Below are 14,641 nucleotides of genomic sequence, written 5' to 3' on the forward strand. Positions count from 1 at the left end.
CCAATAGCCCCCATGGCACGCCCCGGTCTACATTTCTCGGCAGAGCAGCAGCAGCGGATCGTTGAAGCGATCCGAAGGCTGGATATCGCTTTCCCGCACGACAATGCCGTGTTCCTGGACGAAGTCATCGAAGCCGTTCAGGGCGTGACGCGTCGTATTTATGGCGCGCGGCGTTACGCACAGTGGCTGGCGGAGGCGGGAGTGCGCCGACGTCCGAGCAATACGACGCTGCAGAAGGCGGTGGATCGAGCGCAGGGCCGCGGGCCGGCTGCAAGCGGTGTCGCAGCGGATGCGGTTGAGCCCTGGCCGATCCCGTTGATGCACGCAGAAACGGGTACGCTTTCGGCGCGTGACGAGCGCAACCGCATCGCCTCGCGCGCCATTGGTGCGCCGGGTGCGGGTGCTGAATGGATGGAAGCGCGCATTCGCGCCGAAGTGGCGGAGCGGGCGCTGGAGCACGAGGCCGCGCGCAACCGACAATTGCAGGCGGCCATGGCCGACTTGGAGCGGCGTCTCGGCGAGGCGCTGGCCATGGCGCCTGCCCTGCCGCCCAAGTTGACCGATGCGACCCTCGAGCGCCTGGAGCAGACCATGGAAACCGTGACCCGCCTGGAGAGCGCGGCCAGCGCGCTGGCGGGGACGGAGCGCTTCCTGCGCTTGCAGAACGATGCGGTGCGGCAGCAGACGCAAAACGAGGCCGATCAACTTCGCCAGCGCATTCGCACCCTTGAGGCCGAGGTCACGCAACTGAACGCGCAAATCGACGCCTACCGACGCACATCGGAGCGCACCACACCGGTTTCGCGCGGCTGGGTCAAGCCATCTTCCTGATTTTCTGACGCACTGTTAGCGCGTGTTTACGGGTCTGGCCGACCGCAAGTTCGCGCAAATCGGTACGCAGAATTGGGTACGCTTTTCGACTTTCGGCGCTGAAAGTTGGTGCGGCAGAGTTGCAACCGGTTGTAGGAAAGGCGCCCATGCGATGCCTGCCACGTCGAGCAGGCCGCGCCAGATGGTGCTCCATCAAAGGGCCGACCTACGGGATTGCACTGGCATATGACTTGCTCCTGACGCTACGTCTCACCAATGGAGTCGTCATGAACGAGAAGATCACCAAGGCCGTGTTTCCCGTGGCAGGGCTCGGCACGCGTTTTCTACCCGCCACCAAGGCCAGCCCGAAAGAGATGCTGCCGATCGTCGATAAACCGCTGATCCAATATGCGGTGGAAGAGGCAGCCGCTGCGGGTATCACGGAGATGATCTTCATCACGGGCCGCGCCAAGCGTGCTATCGAAGACCATTTTGACAAGGCCTACGAGCTTGAAACTGAACTGGCCGCCAAGAACAAGCTGGCGTTGCTGGAGATGGTGCAGTCGATCAAGCCGCCCGGCGTCGACTGCTTTTATGTGCGCCAGCCCGAGACGCTGGGCCTGGGCCACGCCGTGCTGTGCGCGCAGAAACTGGTACGCGACGAACCCTTTGCCGTGATCCTGGCCGATGACCTATTGGACAGCCAGCCGCCCGTCATGCAGCAGATGACGGAGCTTTACGATCACTACCGTTGCTCCATCGTCGGCGTCGAAACGATTGCGCCGGAAGCCTCGCGTTCGTACGGCGTCGTGGCCGGCCGTGAATGGGATGACCGCCTGGTCAAGCTCGACGGCATCGTCGAAAAGCCGGCGCCGAAGGATGCACCGTCCAATCTTGGCGTCGTCGGGCGCTACATCCTGACGCCGCGCATCTTTGATCATCTGCGCAATCTGAAGCCCGGCGCGGGCGGCGAGCTGCAGTTGACGGATGCCATCCAGAGCCTGCTCGCAGAAGAGCAGGTCCTGGCTTACCGCTACCGTGGTCAGCGTTTCGATTGCGGCAGCAAGTTCGGTTACCTGCAGGCGACGGTTGAGTTTGCCCTGCGCCATCCGGAAGTGGGTGCTGACTTTGAGGCGTATCTGCATCACCGCCTTGGCCTGTCTCACACGCGTGAGGAAGTACCTGCCGAGATGGATTCGTTGGTCCGTGACGCCATTCCGCTGAGCGTGGCAGCCTGAGCCTCGCCTCTTTCAGAATCGGTCGTGCGGGTTTCCGCACAGGCCGCGCGGCCGATTCTGGGAATCCGCACACTTCTCTTATCCCCCGCCGTTCCTCAGTTTCCCCGCAAAGCCTTGTGCTATGGGCGTTTGCGGCGGATCAACGCGCCTGATTTCCGCATGGAATGCTTCTTGAGTAAGAGCGACCACCCATAAACCGGCGGGCCGCTCGGACGTCGCGCACGTAGCTGCATGTGCCGACATGTCATGAGCAAAGGCCGCCGCCAACGCTCCAAGGAGACACCATGACGCAGCCTCAGGCTGGCGCGGTCACGGGCGACTTTTCGCCCACGCAAGCCCCCGCCAAAGACACTCCCGCAGACGTACGCCGTCGTCTGCGTTCCATCTTCTCCGGTTCGATTGGCAATCTGGTCGAGTGGTACGACTGGTACGTGTACTCGGCGTTTGCGCTGTACTTTGCCAAGTCGTTCTTTCCCCAGGGCGATCAGACCGCGCAGCTGCTCAATACGGCGGCGGTGTTTGCGGTGGGCTTCCTGGCGCGTCCGGTGGGCGGCTGGCTGATGGGCATCTACGCCGATCGCTACGGCCGCAAGCGCGCGCTGTTCTTCTCGGTGGTGCTCATGTGCCTGGGCTCGCTCATCATTGCGCTCACGCCGAGCTACGCGACCATCGGCGTTGCGGCACCAGCGCTGCTGGTGCTGGCGCGTCTGCTGCAAGGGCTGTCGGTCGGTGGGGAATACGGCACCTCGGCCACGTACCTGAGCGAAGTCGCCAGCAAGGAAAACCGCGGCTTCTACTCAAGCTTCCAGTACGTCACGCTCATCGCCGGCCAACTGACGGCGCTGGCGCTGCTGATCGTGCTGCAGCAGTTCGTGCTGTCGCCGGCGCAGCTTGAGGCGTGGGGCTGGCGCATTCCGTTCTTCGTCGGCGCGCTGTGCGCGCTGGTGGCGATGGCCATGCGCTCCCACATGGAAGAAACGCAGTCCTTTACTGCCGCGAAGGCAAACACCAAGCGCGGCACGCTGTCGGAGTTGGCCAAGCATCCGCGTGCCGTTGCGACGGTCGTGGGCCTGACGATGGGCGGTACGGTGGCGTTCTACACGTACTCGATCTACATGCAGAAGTTCCTGGCCAACACGGTCGGTCTGTCGAAAGACAAGGCGACGCTGGTGTCCGGCGCTACGCTGCTGCTGTTTGCGATGCTGCAGCCGATCGTGGGCGGGTTGTCCGACCGCATCGGCCGCCGTCCGATCCTGATTGCGTTCGGCGTGCTGGGTACGTTGTTTACCGTGCCCATCATGACCGGCATCAGCCAGACCACCAACGTGTGGACAGCCTTCTTCCTGATCATGGCCGCACTGGTGATCGTCTCGGGCTATACGTCGATCAACGCGGTGGTGAAGGCGGAGCTGTTCCCTGCAGAAGTGCGCGCGCTGGGTGTGGGCCTGCCGTATGCGCTCACGGTGTCGATCTTTGGCGGCACCGCGGAGTACATCGCGCTGTGGCTCAAGCAGTCGGGTCATGAGTCGCTGTTCTACTGGTACGTGACGGGCGCCATCTTCCTGTCGCTGTTGGTGTACGTGTTCATGCGCGATACTCGCGAGCATTCCCGCATCGAACATTGACCCCATGTCGCCAACCGACGGCCACGCCGATCTTGCCCAACCTGCGCGCGGGAGGGGCTGGCGCGTGGCCGTCGCGCTGGCCATGGCGGCGTGCTGCGCAGTGGCGGGTTGGGGCGCTTACGCCATCGCCCTGCAGCGCTACGTTGCAACGCGCGCCGAGGAGGCCGGACAGCGCACCACCTTCTACGCGCAGAACCTGCGCAGCACGCTGGCGCGCTACGAGTCATTGCCAAGGCTGGCGGCGTTGGAGCACGTGCTGCACGTCGCGCTACAAGAGAATCCCCCGGCTGGCGACGCCGTCATGCGTCGTGCGGCCAACGCCTACCTGAAAGAAGTGCAGGCGGCCACCGATCTGGCTGCCGCCCACCTGATCAATACGACAGGCCTGACGATTGCGGCGAGCAATTGGGACTTGCCCACTTCGTTCGTCGGCCAGAACTACGCATTCCGCCCGTACTTTGTCGAGGCCATGCGCGAAGGGCTCGGCCGCTTCTATGGCGTCGGCAACACCACTGGCGAGACGGGCTATTTCGTGGCCGCCCCGGTGCGCGAAGACAACAAGCCGATCGGCGTGGTGGTCGTGAAAGTCAACCTCGATGCGTTCGAGGCCACGTTGTCGCGCAGTGGCGATACGGTGCTGCTGGTGGATCGGCACGGCGTGATCTTCCTGTCGTCCGTACCCGAGTGGAAATACCGCACGCTTGGCACCTTGAGCGCGGACCAGCGCGCCGCACTCGATGCGACACGCCAGTACGCACCCCACAGCCTCACGCCGCTCGGAATGAACGACGGACAAGCCGGGGGCGTACCCTTTTCTGCGGACCACCCGCCGCAGACCGTGCGCGTGGCGTTGCCCGGAAAATCGGTATCGACACTGCGTGTGCAGTACCGCCCGGTGGGCTTGCTCGGCTGGCAGGTCGCCGTGTTGATCGACCCGCGCGACGAGCAGCGCACCGCGCTGGTGGCCGGTGCGAGTGCCGCGTTTGCGATGGCGCTGATCTTCGCCGTACTCGTTGCCTTGCGTTTGCGTACGCGCCGGCGCGAAGAGCAGCACCGCGCGCGCGCCGCGCTGCGCGAAGTCCAGCGTGACCTGGAAGTGCGCATTGCTCAGCGCACCGCCGAGTTGACATCTGCCAACACCGCACTCGCCGGCAAGGTCGAGGCACTTGACGCCGCACAACGCATCCTGCGCGAAACGCGCGATGCCGCCGTGCAGGCCGGCAAGCTCGCCGTGCTCGGCCAGATGGCAGCCGGCATTACGCACGAACTCAACCAGCCGCTCACCGCGCTGACCACGCTGTCCGACAACGCCAACCAGCTTGCCGAGCGCGGCCGCATCGACGAGGTGCGCGGCAACCTCACGCACATCAGCCAGCTTGCCGAGCGCATGGGGCGCATCGTTTCGCACATCAAGGCGTTCTCGCGCAAGGGCGATGCGGCACGCGCGGCTGTGTCGGTGGACGAAGCCATCCGCCAGGCACTGATGCTGGTTGAGACGCGTCGCCGCCAGGCCGGCGTGACGGTGACGGCCGAGCCGGTGCCGGCAGATCTTGCGGTCTGGGCCAACGCCGTGCGGCTCGAGCAGGTGCTCGTAAACCTCATCCGCAACGCCATTGATGCCACCGTCGAGGCGCCAAAAGCCGAAGCCGCCACCGTGCACGTGAACGTCGAGTCCATCGAGAAATGGGTACGCATCACCGTGCGAGACTTCGGTGCGGGCATTCCCGCCGCTGTGCTCCCCCGCCTGTTTGAGCCGTTCTTCACTACCAAGGACGATGGTCAGGGCCTGGGGCTCGGGCTGGCGATTTCGCTGGCGATCATCGAAGACTTTGGTGGTCGACTCGAAGGTCGCAATGCTGGCGACGATGCGGGTGGCGCAGAATTCATCATCGAGCTAGAACGCGTTGTGGAACCCACATGACTGAACACGGTACGCCGGACCCTTCCCCCATCGACCACGCGCCCGTCTTCCTGATCGAAGACGATGACGTGGTGCGCCTGGGCTGCGAGCAAGCGCTCACGCTGGCCGATGTGCCGGTGCAGTCTTTTGCCGATGCGGAAAGCGCGCTGGCCGCGCTCGCCACGCAAACGCCGTCCGTGGTCGTCACCGACGTGCGCCTGCCCGGCCGCGACGGTCTTGCTGTGCTGCGCGAGATGCTCCAGCACGACCGCCAGTTGCCGGTCATCCTCATCACCGGTCATGGCGATGTGACGATGGCCGTGGCCGCCATGCGCGCGGGCGCGTACGACTTCATGGAGAAACCGTTCCACTCCGAGCGCCTGGTCGACGTGGTGCGGCGCGCGTTGGAAAAGCGCAGGCTCACTTCCGAAAACCTGCGTTTGCGCGAAGCGCTGCAGGGCCGGCAGGCGTACCCATTGATCGGCCAGAGCGCCGTCATGCATAACGTGCGCCGACTCGTCACCGCGCTGGCACCGACCGACGCCGACATCCTCGTCACCGGGGAGACCGGCTCGGGCAAGGAAGTGCTCGCGCGTGCCATTCACGAAGGCAGCCGACGCCGCGGGCCGTTCGTCGCGCTGAACTGCGCGGCGTTGCCGGAGTCCGTGTTCGAGAGCGAGATGTTCGGGCACGAGGCGGGCGCCTTCACGGGTGCCAACCGCCGCCGTATCGGCAAGATGGAATATGCCGATGGCGGCACGCTCTTCCTGGATGAAATCGAATCGATGCCGTTGGCGCTGCAGGCCAAGCTGCTGCGCGCGCTGCAGGAGCGCAGCATCGAACGGCTGGGCAGCAACGCGAGCGTGCCGGTCAATTGCCGCGTGGTGGCCGCCGCGAAGGTCGACTTGAAGGACGCATCCGATCACGGCCAGTTCCGCGCGGACCTGTATTACCGCTTGAATGTCGTGTCGATTGCGCTGCCGGCGCTGCGTCAGCGTGCCGAAGACATTCCGCTGCTGATGGCCCACTTTCTGCAGCAAGCCGCGGTGCGGTACGAGCGTGCCGCGCCCGATTGGACTGCGCAGGACATGATGCGCTGGCAGCACTACGACTGGCCCGGCAACGTGCGCGAGCTGAAGAACGTGGCCGAACGGTTTTGCCTCGGATTGGACGATGGCCTGGTGGCTTCCGAAGCGAGCCAGCATTCCCTGGCCGGCCGCATGATGGCGGTCGAACGCACCACCATCGAGGAAGCACTGCGCGCCACGGAGGGCAATGTTGCGCGCGCGGCGGACTTGCTCGCGGTGCCGCGCAAGACGCTGTACGACAAGCTCAACCGGCACGGCATCGAGCCGGACCGATTCCGCAGCAGTTAGCGCAGGGAAGATTCGCCGAGCTTGCGGCCACCTTGCGGGGGCCAGCATGTTGCTGCCAGCAGCACGGCCGCCACGGCGTAGATCGCTTCGGTCACCGCCAGGGGCAGCACATGTACCTGGTACAGCGCAGCGGGCAAGTCCGCCAGCGCATGCAGCAACACCGCCAGCACGACGATCACAAACCGCCGCTGCCGCACCGCGTGCCACACCACCAGCGTGAGCGTGAATTGGATCAGCATCGCCGCCATGCGCTCGCTCACTGCGCCGAGTGCAAGCCACGGCGAGAGCTGCGCGAGCATGGCGTGGATCGTTCCGCCCATGGCGTCGGCGCCGCTGGCCGCGAGGCGCGATTCCAGCTCGCCCCGGTTGGCGGCAATGCCGAACATCACCATCTGCGCCTGCGATGCCGCACCAACCAGCCAGGCCTCGACGCCGGCGTGCCCGAGCGCGTACGCGACCGGTGTGGCGGCATTCCCGGGTTTGCGCACGAGAAAGCGCAGGCCGAGCCAGCGGCCGCTTTCCTCGAACAAACCGGCCATCAGCGCGCCGTAGATGACGAACAGCACGGGCATGCGCAGCCAGTGCGCCGTGATCGGGTTGAGTTGGAGCAGATACAGGTGCAGCGTGCGTTCCAGCACCAGCGCAAACACGACAAACACCGCCGCGCCCACGCCGATGTCGCGCCACGCCAGGTCAAAGCGCCGCCGCAACCAGAGCCACGCCCCGACGGGCGCGCTGGCGATGAGCAAGGCCGCGATGGCGTGGGCAACGAGGGCAGGCAGGGCGACGGTGGGCATGACGGATGGCGCAGTTGAGACGATCGAGGTGGCCGCATGCTACCTGAGGCACGCAGGCGCGAGTCTTACGGGCCGATTGTTACAATACGGCCTGCGGCAGGAATGCCGCTTCTTGGCTTCTTGATATGGCAGGACAGACGGTCGTGAAACGCATGATGTGGCGGTGGTTCTGGATATGCGGTGTCGTCGTGGGCGCCTTCGGCATGGCGGCGCCTGCCCAGGCAGCACGCTGGCACGAGTACCTGACGACCACCTCCGTCGTGGCTTCCATCGATCGCACGTCTTTGCGCTCCAACCGTACTGGCCACAAGATCTTTCTGGCGCGCACCGTGCTCAAGCGCGGCGAACGCCGTGCCCATGGGGCCCGCTACCGGCCCGGCACGGTGATCCTCTCGCGCCAGGAGATCGACTGCCATCGCCAGCGCATCCGCCTGATCGACTACGTGGTGCGCGCTCCCGACGGCGCCACGCTCGATAGCGATACCGCAGCCGGCGCGCACTGGATGCGCATCCGCCCCGGTACGCTCGCGGCGCGCTCCGCTGCCTACGTCTGCAGCCGCCGCTAAACGTCACGGCGGCTCGACAATGACCGGCGGGCAGAGCACTATGGTGTCTGCCCACTCTCTACAACAAGACACCGGCCGCGAGGGGCGCCGGTGCCAGCCGACCGTCCGATGAAACTGACCCTGAAGTCGCAGGCGGCCATCATGGCAACCGTCATCAGCGTGACGGTGGTGAGCCTGTTCGGCTGGTCGCAACGCGAGCCGATCCGCCGCGAGGTAATGGCGCAGATCAAGGTGCAGCAGACGGCCCTGGTCAAGGAGTCGGCGGAAGACCTCAAGCAGCGGCTGGACACCTATCTGGGCGTGCTCGAGCGCACCGCGCAGCAGATGCGCACCGTGCGGTTCAACACGCCCGCGCAGGAAGCGGCGTTCTACCAATCCATCCAGCCCGCCAGCGGCCTGTTCGACGGCGTGTTCCTGGCCTCGGCCGAGGGCAAGGTGACCGCCACCTCGTCGCGCCGCGCGGGCGTGGTCGGCATCGACATTTCGGATCGGGATTACTTCAAGCAGATCATGGTGGTCGATCAGCCGACCATCTCCGCCCCGCTGCGCAACCGCGTGGGCGGCGAGCCCATCGTCATCCTGGCCGCGCCAGTGCATGATCAGGACGGCAATCTCGTCGGACTGATCGGCGCGTCGCTGTACCTGCTCAAGCCGAACTTTCTCGGCGAGCTGCGCGACATGCGCGTGGGCCAGACCGGCCATGTCTACCTGGTCACGCGTGGTGACAATCCCATCTATATCGTGCACCCCGAGGCCGACAAGACGCTTGCGCCGCTCGATGCCGATCCGGTGGCGGCCGCGGCGTTCCGCGCGGACCCGGAAGCGCTGCCTGAGCGCGGCGGCGACGTGGTCACCACGCACGACATCATCGCGGCCGGCTGGACGCTCGCCGCCGTGCTGCCTGGCGCCGAGGCCAATCGGCAACTCTTCCTCATGCGGCAGCGTTTTCGCTGGTCGCTCCTGGTGCTGGCGGCGCTGATCGGTGTGTCGGTGTGGGCGGCGATGCTGTGGCTGTTGCGCCCGCTTGGCCGGTTGCATGCCGCCATGACGCAGCTCTCTGCCACGGACTTGCGCAATGCGCCGCCGCTTGAGCTGCTCGGCGCCTCGGCGGAAATCGAGGCGGTGTCGACGGCGTTCCGCAAACTGATGGGCGAGGTCGTCCGCCAGCGCGCCGAGCTGGAAGCCGTGAACGATGCCTCGCCGCTCGGGTTGTTCCGCTCGGATGCGGACGGCCGGACCGTCTATACCAACGAGGCATATCGCCGCCTGCTCGGTGCCACGCATGAAGAGGCCCTGGCCGACGTGTGGCTCGCGCGCCTGCATCCGGACGACCGGGATGCCACCATGGCCGGCTGGCGCGAGGCGCTCGCGCGCGGCGCCGGCTACAGCGCCGAACAGCGTGTGATCGTCCCGGGCATCGGCGAGCGATTGCTGATCGTCACGACCGCACCGGTGCGGGTGGACGGCGAGGTGGTTGGCCACGTCGGGGCCATGGAAGACATCACCGTACGCGCGCGCGCGCAGCAGGCATCGCGCGTGCTGACCAAGATCCTCGACTCCACCACCGACTTTGTCGCGCAGAGCGACGTACAGGGCAACGTCACCTACATGAATCCGGCCGGCCGCCGCTTTGCCGGCATTGCGCTGGACGCCAGTCTTCAAGGGCTGACCGTCGCAGATTTCTACCCGCCCGAGACGATGGGCTGGCTGCGCGAGGTGGCCGTACCCGCGGCTGCGCGCGACGGCGTGTGGATTGGCGAAACCACCGTGCGAGGTGCAGAGGGGCAGGTCGTGCCGATCAACCACATGATCATCGCGCACCGCGATCCCCGTGGGCGTATGGAGTACTTCTCGTCGGTCATGCGCGACATCACGCAGGACAGGGCCGCCAAGGAAGCGCTGCAGCGCAGCCGCGAAACGCTGCAGACCGTGACCGACGCGCTGCCCGCGCTGGTGGCCTTCATCGACACCGACGAGCGCTTCCGCTTCCTGAACGCCGCCTACGAGAAAGCGTATGGGCGATCGGCCGCCAGCATGCTCGGACAGACGCTGCGTGAAGTCGTGGGTGACGATGCCTACAGCATTCTTCGTGACGCGTTGCGGCGCGCGCTGGGCGGCGAGACGATGGTCTTCGAGCGCGAACTGCGCGGCCGCGATCTGTACCGCTGCGAAGAGGTCAGCTACCTTCCGCAGTTCGATGCGCAAGGCCGTGTGGCGGGTGTGCATTCGGTCACGCTCGACATCACGGAGCGCAAGAAACAGGAACTGCGCCTGCGCGCGCTGACCACCACCGATCACCTCACCGGCCTGGCCAACCGTGCCGGCTTTGAAGAGCGTTTGCTGGCTGCGCTCGACCAGGCGCGTGTGAACGGATCCACCGGCGCGCTGCTGCTGGTCGATCTCGACGGCTTCAAGGTCGTCAACGACACGTACGGGCACGCCGTGGGCGATGCGCTGCTGCGTACCTTCGCGCAGCGCCTGGCGCGGGCCGTGCGCCCGTACGACGGCGTGGCGCGTTTTGGCGGTGACGAGTTCGCCGTCATCCTGGAGCACCTGCCGCACCCCGACGACGCGAAGACGGTTGCCACCAACATCCTCGCCGCATGCAACAAGCCGTTTCGCCTGCGTGAGGCGATGGTGCAGGTGGGCGCGAGCATCGGCATCGCGACCTTTGACGCGCGCACGCTGGCGCAGAGCGTCGTCTTCGAAGCCGCCGACGAGGCGCTGTACGAAGCCAAATCGCGCGGCAAGGGCTTGTTTGTCAGTGCCGACGAACTGTCGACGGGCTGATTTCGCAGTGCCGCAAGGCACGCAGAAACGGGTACGCTCCACGTCGATTTGACGGTGTTGCGCGGGCAATGTTGCGCCGCAATGTCCGCCCCCCAGGCCGGGCGGCGGACAATCCCCTATCGCACGGTCGTGCGCTTTCCGGTAAAGTCCCGCGACTGACTGCACGTGCCGGCCACCCCGGCGCGTCGCACAAGAGCGCTGTACCCATGGCGCCTTCGCTTCACACGCCGACGCACTCCTGGAGCACGCATGCCCAATCCGGCATCGCTTGCCCGGCAGGCCTTCCGCCGTTTCGCCAACGTTGTTTTGTCTTCGTGGCGTGAAACCCGGCAGGCGAGCGTCCGGACGCGATGCAGGGCGCATGCGGGGGAAGCGACGGTGTTGGGCCAGCGCATCTTCGAGACGCATCGCATTCAAGCAATCGCGACGGACAAACAAGGAGCAGGTTCGCATGCAAAAAATGATCAAACGGCTGCTGTTGACGGCAGTGGCTGCGGGGGCGGCAATCGCAACGGGCACGACTTTCGCGGCCCAGGACATCAAGATCGGTGTGGCCGAAGCGCTGTCGGGCGGCGCAGCCCAGTACGGCGTGGCCATCCGCAACGGCTTCCAGCTGGCGGCTGACGAGATCAACGCCTCGGGCGGCATCAACGGCAGCAAGATCGCGCTGGTGATCGAAGACGAGCAGGGCAAGAAGGAAGAGGCCATCAACGTCTTCAAGAAGCTGATCTTCCAGGACAAGGTGGCGATGGTGTTTGGCCCCACGCTGTCCAACTCGGCCCAGGCGGCCGACCCGATCGCGCAGGCTGCCAAGACGGTGGCCTTCGGCACTTCCAACACCGCAGACGGCATCACCAGCATCGGCGATTTCGTCTTCCGTAATTCCGTGACCGAAGCCGACGTGCTGCCGGCCACGATCCAGACGGTCGTGAAGAAAGCCGGCGTGAAAAAGGTCGCGGTGCTGTATGGCAACGACGACGTCTTCACCAAGAGCGGCTACGACAACTTCAAGAAGGCGCTCGAAGACCTGAAGATCCCGGTCACGACCACCGAGACCTTCGCCAAGGGCGACGTCGACTTCAAGGCCCAGCTCACCAAGATCAAGGCGACGAACCCGGATGCGATCGTGCTGTCTGCGCTGATTGCCGAAGGTGGTCCGATCATGGTGCAGGCGCGCCAGCTCGGCCTGAACGTGCCGATCATCGGCGGCAACGGCATGAATTCGGTCAAGGTGTTCGACCTGGCGAAGGACAAGTCCGATAACCTGTGGGTGGGCAGCCCGTGGTCGATCGAGAACCACACGCCTGAGAACAGCAAGTTCATCACCGCCTACACCGCCAAGTACAAGGCAGCGCCGGATCAGTTTGCGGCGCAGGCGTATGACGCGATGTATATCGCCAGCAAGGCGCTGAAGACGGTCAAGTTCAGCGGCAACCTGGATGCCGACCGCAAGGCGATCCGCGACGCGCTGCCGGCAGTCAAGCACACCGGGGCGACCGGCGCGTTTGCGTTCCGCCAGGTGACGGCACGCGGCAAGCCGGCCGGCTATGACGCCGTGCAGACGCCGATCGTGAGCGTGACCAAGAACGGCAAGTACACGATCGAGAAGTAATCTTCGGTTCTCGTTGAGACCGAAACGCGGGGCGTAGCTAAACCTACGCCCCATCGCTTTTTTTGCGGCTGCTTTGGTGACCGCTTTGGTCACATTCGGCCGCACCTCACTCTGATTCATCATGCTGGAACAGCAACTCGTCAATGCGTTGTCGCTTGGCTGCGTGTATGCGTTGTTCGCCCTGGGGTTCACGCTGGTTTTCGGCATCCTGGGCGTGATCAACCTGTCGCACGGCGCGGTCTTCATGCTGGGTGCCTATGCGGCGCTGCAGGTCGTCCTCCACTTCGATCTGCCACTGTGGGCAGCACTGGCCGTCGGTTTTATCGTGAGCGGTGTGGCCGGGCTCATCATCGATGTGCTGCTGCTGCGCCCACTGCGCCGCCGCAACGCGCCGCACCTGATCCCGATGATCGGGACCATCGGTGCGGGCATCGCCATCAACAACGCCATGCAAGGCGCGTTTGGCGCAGAGAACCTGCGCTTCCCGGCCGGGCTCGTGTCCGATGCGTCGCTGGATCTGGGCGGCATCCATCTCACGCCGCTGGAGCTGAGCATCATCGTGCTGTCGTTCGTGCTGATGGGCGCGCTCATGCTGTTGCTCAAACGCACGCAACTCGGCCGCGCGCTGCGCGCGATTGCGGAGTCGCCCAAAGCGGCAGCGTTGCTTGGTATCAACGTCGAAGGGCTGTTCCTGCTGACGTCGTTCGCGGCCGCTGCGCTGGGCGGGTTGTCGGGCGTGCTGATCGGGCTGTATTCCAACGCCGTATTCCCGCTGATGGGCCAGCCGATGCTGCACAAGGGCATCGCGGTCATCATCCTGGGCGGCCTGGGCGATATTCGCGGCGCGATGCTCGGCGGGCTGTTCCTCGGGTTTGCCGAAGTGCTGTCGGTTGCCTACATCGGCTCGACCATGCGCGATGCGGTGGCGTTCGGTCTGCTGTTCCTGATCCTGCTGGTGCGGCCGCAAGGGCTGTTCGGCAAGGTGCTGGAACGCAAGGCATAAGGAGACCGACATGGAATGGTTCGACAACTTCTGGTCGGTCTACAGCAACCTGGTGCTGACGCTGGGCATCAACGCGCTGCTGGCGCTGTCCATTTACCTGACCCTGTCGTGCGGCCTGCTGGCGATGGCGAATGCGGCCTTCATGGGCATCGGCGCATACACGGCGGCCCTGCTGACGATGAATGCCGAGATGCCATTTTCGGTCGCGCTGCTGGGCGGCATGGTGGCGCCGGCCGTGGTGGCCGTGGTCATCGGGCGGCCGACGCTGCGTCTTTCCGGCGTGTATTTGGCCATGGCCACGCTTGGTTTTGGCGAAGTCGTGCGCGTGCTGATTTTGAACACCGAGAACTGGACCGGCGGCGCGCTGGGCCTGAACGGCATTCCGCAACTGACCGAGTGGTGGCATGTGGCGCTGGCCGTGTTGGCCACGCTGTTCGTGCTTGCGCGTATGCGCCGCTCGAAGGTTGGCCGCGCATTCGAGGCCATCAAGGAAGACGAAACGGCTGCAGGCCTCATGGGTATCAACGTCGCCGGTACCAAGCTGCTGGCGTTCACGCTGGGCGCAGCCATCGCGGGGCTGGCGGGCGCACTCAATGCGCACCTGACCTTCTTCATCGGCCCGAACGAATTCGGCTTCGATCGCGGCGTGGAAATTCTCACGATGACGATTCTGGGTGGCACCAACGGCCTCACGGGCCCCGTGCTCGGCAGCCTGATCCTGTCGCTGCTGCCGGAGTTGCTGCGTGCGTTCAAGGATTTCCGCCTGGTCGTCAACGGCGTGATCCTGATGGTGATCGTGCTGTTCCTGCCCAAGGGCATCTGGGATCCGGCGCGTTTCGCGCGCTGGTTCGGCATGAAGCGCGGTGGCACCATGCCGGGCACGGGCGACACCCGGGCCGCTTCCAATGAATCGCACTGAGGCCG

11 protein-coding genes are annotated in these 14,641 nt (G+C 65.3%); 10 read left to right on the forward strand and 1 reads right to left on the reverse strand.

The annotated features are described in order from the left end of the window. Nucleotides 1–12 precede the first annotated feature (12 nt). From R2N16_RS22710 to R2N16_RS22730, 5 genes are all read left to right on the forward strand, one after another. Entirely contained in the window at nucleotides 13–831 is an 819-nt protein-coding gene (locus R2N16_RS22710; RefSeq protein WP_316668841.1) for a DNA-binding protein, read from the forward strand. A gap of 266 nt (nucleotides 832–1,097) precedes the next feature. Beyond that, nucleotides 1,098–2,048: a UTP--glucose-1-phosphate uridylyltransferase GalU gene (galU, locus tag R2N16_RS22715; protein ID WP_316668843.1), complete on the forward strand. Its 951-nt coding sequence runs from the start codon at nucleotides 1,098–1,100 to the stop codon at nucleotides 2,046–2,048. A gap of 284 nt (nucleotides 2,049–2,332) precedes the next feature. After that, a complete protein-coding gene (locus R2N16_RS22720) occupies nucleotides 2,333–3,673 on the forward strand; it encodes an MFS transporter (RefSeq protein WP_316668845.1) in 1,341 nt (446 codons plus the stop codon). Nucleotides 3,674–3,677: 4 nt separating this feature from the next. Further along, nucleotides 3,678–5,594: a sensor histidine kinase gene (locus tag R2N16_RS22725; protein ID WP_316668847.1), complete on the forward strand. Its 1,917-nt coding sequence runs from the start codon at nucleotides 3,678–3,680 to the stop codon at nucleotides 5,592–5,594. After that, entirely contained in the window at nucleotides 5,591–6,949 is a 1,359-nt protein-coding gene (locus R2N16_RS22730; protein ID WP_316668849.1) for a sigma-54-dependent transcriptional regulator, read from the forward strand. Before R2N16_RS22725 ends, R2N16_RS22730 begins: the two co-directional genes overlap by 4 nt. Here the strand turns inward: R2N16_RS22730 and R2N16_RS22735 are convergent. Further along, nucleotides 6,946–7,746: a YhfC family intramembrane metalloprotease gene (locus tag R2N16_RS22735; RefSeq protein WP_316668851.1), complete on the reverse strand. Its 801-nt coding sequence runs from the start codon at nucleotides 7,744–7,746 to the stop codon at nucleotides 6,946–6,948. The genes R2N16_RS22730 and R2N16_RS22735 overlap by 4 nt on opposite strands. Nucleotides 7,747–7,871: 125 nt before the next feature. Here R2N16_RS22735 and R2N16_RS22740 point away from each other — a divergent pair, with 125 nt between their 5' ends. From R2N16_RS22740 to R2N16_RS22760, 5 genes are all read left to right on the forward strand, one after another. After that, nucleotides 7,872–8,312, forward strand: a complete 441-nt coding sequence (locus tag R2N16_RS22740) for a surface-adhesin E family protein (RefSeq protein ID WP_316668853.1) — start codon at nucleotides 7,872–7,874, stop codon at nucleotides 8,310–8,312. A 108-nt stretch (nucleotides 8,313–8,420) separates the two neighbouring features. Continuing rightward, nucleotides 8,421–11,102, forward strand: a complete 2,682-nt coding sequence (locus R2N16_RS22745; RefSeq protein ID WP_316668854.1) for a diguanylate cyclase domain-containing protein — start codon at nucleotides 8,421–8,423, stop codon at nucleotides 11,100–11,102. A gap of 451 nt (nucleotides 11,103–11,553) precedes the next feature. After that, the gene (locus R2N16_RS22750) at nucleotides 11,554–12,714 is read left to right on the forward strand and encodes an ABC transporter substrate-binding protein (RefSeq protein WP_316668857.1); all 1,161 of its coding nucleotides are present in this window, start codon (nucleotides 11,554–11,556) and stop codon (nucleotides 12,712–12,714) included. 121 nt (nucleotides 12,715–12,835) lie between these two features. Then, entirely contained in the window at nucleotides 12,836–13,717 is an 882-nt protein-coding gene (locus tag R2N16_RS22755; protein ID WP_316668859.1) for a branched-chain amino acid ABC transporter permease, read from the forward strand. Nucleotides 13,718–13,727: 10 nt separating this feature from the next. Next, the gene (locus R2N16_RS22760) at nucleotides 13,728–14,636 is read left to right on the forward strand and encodes a branched-chain amino acid ABC transporter permease (protein ID WP_316668860.1); all 909 of its coding nucleotides are present in this window, start codon (nucleotides 13,728–13,730) and stop codon (nucleotides 14,634–14,636) included. The last annotated feature ends 5 nt before the right edge of the window (nucleotides 14,637–14,641 follow it).

Source organism: Ralstonia psammae, from assembly GCF_958405935.1.
GTDB lineage: Bacteria > Pseudomonadota > Gammaproteobacteria > Burkholderiales > Burkholderiaceae > Ralstonia > Ralstonia psammae.

Coding starts and splice junctions, on each gene's coding strand:
- R2N16_RS22710 (WP_316668841.1), top strand. CDS start 13: ATGGCACGCCCCGGTCTACATTTCTCGGCAGAGCAGCAGCAGCGGATC.
- galU (WP_316668843.1), top strand. CDS start 1,098: ATGAACGAGAAGATCACCAAGGCCGTGTTTCCCGTGGCAGGGCTCGGC.
- R2N16_RS22720 (WP_316668845.1), top strand. CDS start 2,333: ATGACGCAGCCTCAGGCTGGCGCGGTCACGGGCGACTTTTCGCCCACG.
- R2N16_RS22725 (WP_316668847.1), top strand. CDS start 3,678: ATGTCGCCAACCGACGGCCACGCCGATCTTGCCCAACCTGCGCGCGGG.
- R2N16_RS22730 (WP_316668849.1), top strand. CDS start 5,591: ATGACTGAACACGGTACGCCGGACCCTTCCCCCATCGACCACGCGCCC.
- R2N16_RS22735 (WP_316668851.1), bottom strand. CDS start 7,746: ATGCCCACCGTCGCCCTGCCTGCCCTCGTTGCCCACGCCATCGCGGCC.
- R2N16_RS22740 (WP_316668853.1), top strand. CDS start 7,872: ATGGCAGGACAGACGGTCGTGAAACGCATGATGTGGCGGTGGTTCTGG.
- R2N16_RS22745 (WP_316668854.1), top strand. CDS start 8,421: ATGAAACTGACCCTGAAGTCGCAGGCGGCCATCATGGCAACCGTCATC.
- R2N16_RS22750 (WP_316668857.1), top strand. CDS start 11,554: ATGCAAAAAATGATCAAACGGCTGCTGTTGACGGCAGTGGCTGCGGGG.
- R2N16_RS22755 (WP_316668859.1), top strand. CDS start 12,836: ATGCTGGAACAGCAACTCGTCAATGCGTTGTCGCTTGGCTGCGTGTAT.
- R2N16_RS22760 (WP_316668860.1), top strand. CDS start 13,728: ATGGAATGGTTCGACAACTTCTGGTCGGTCTACAGCAACCTGGTGCTG.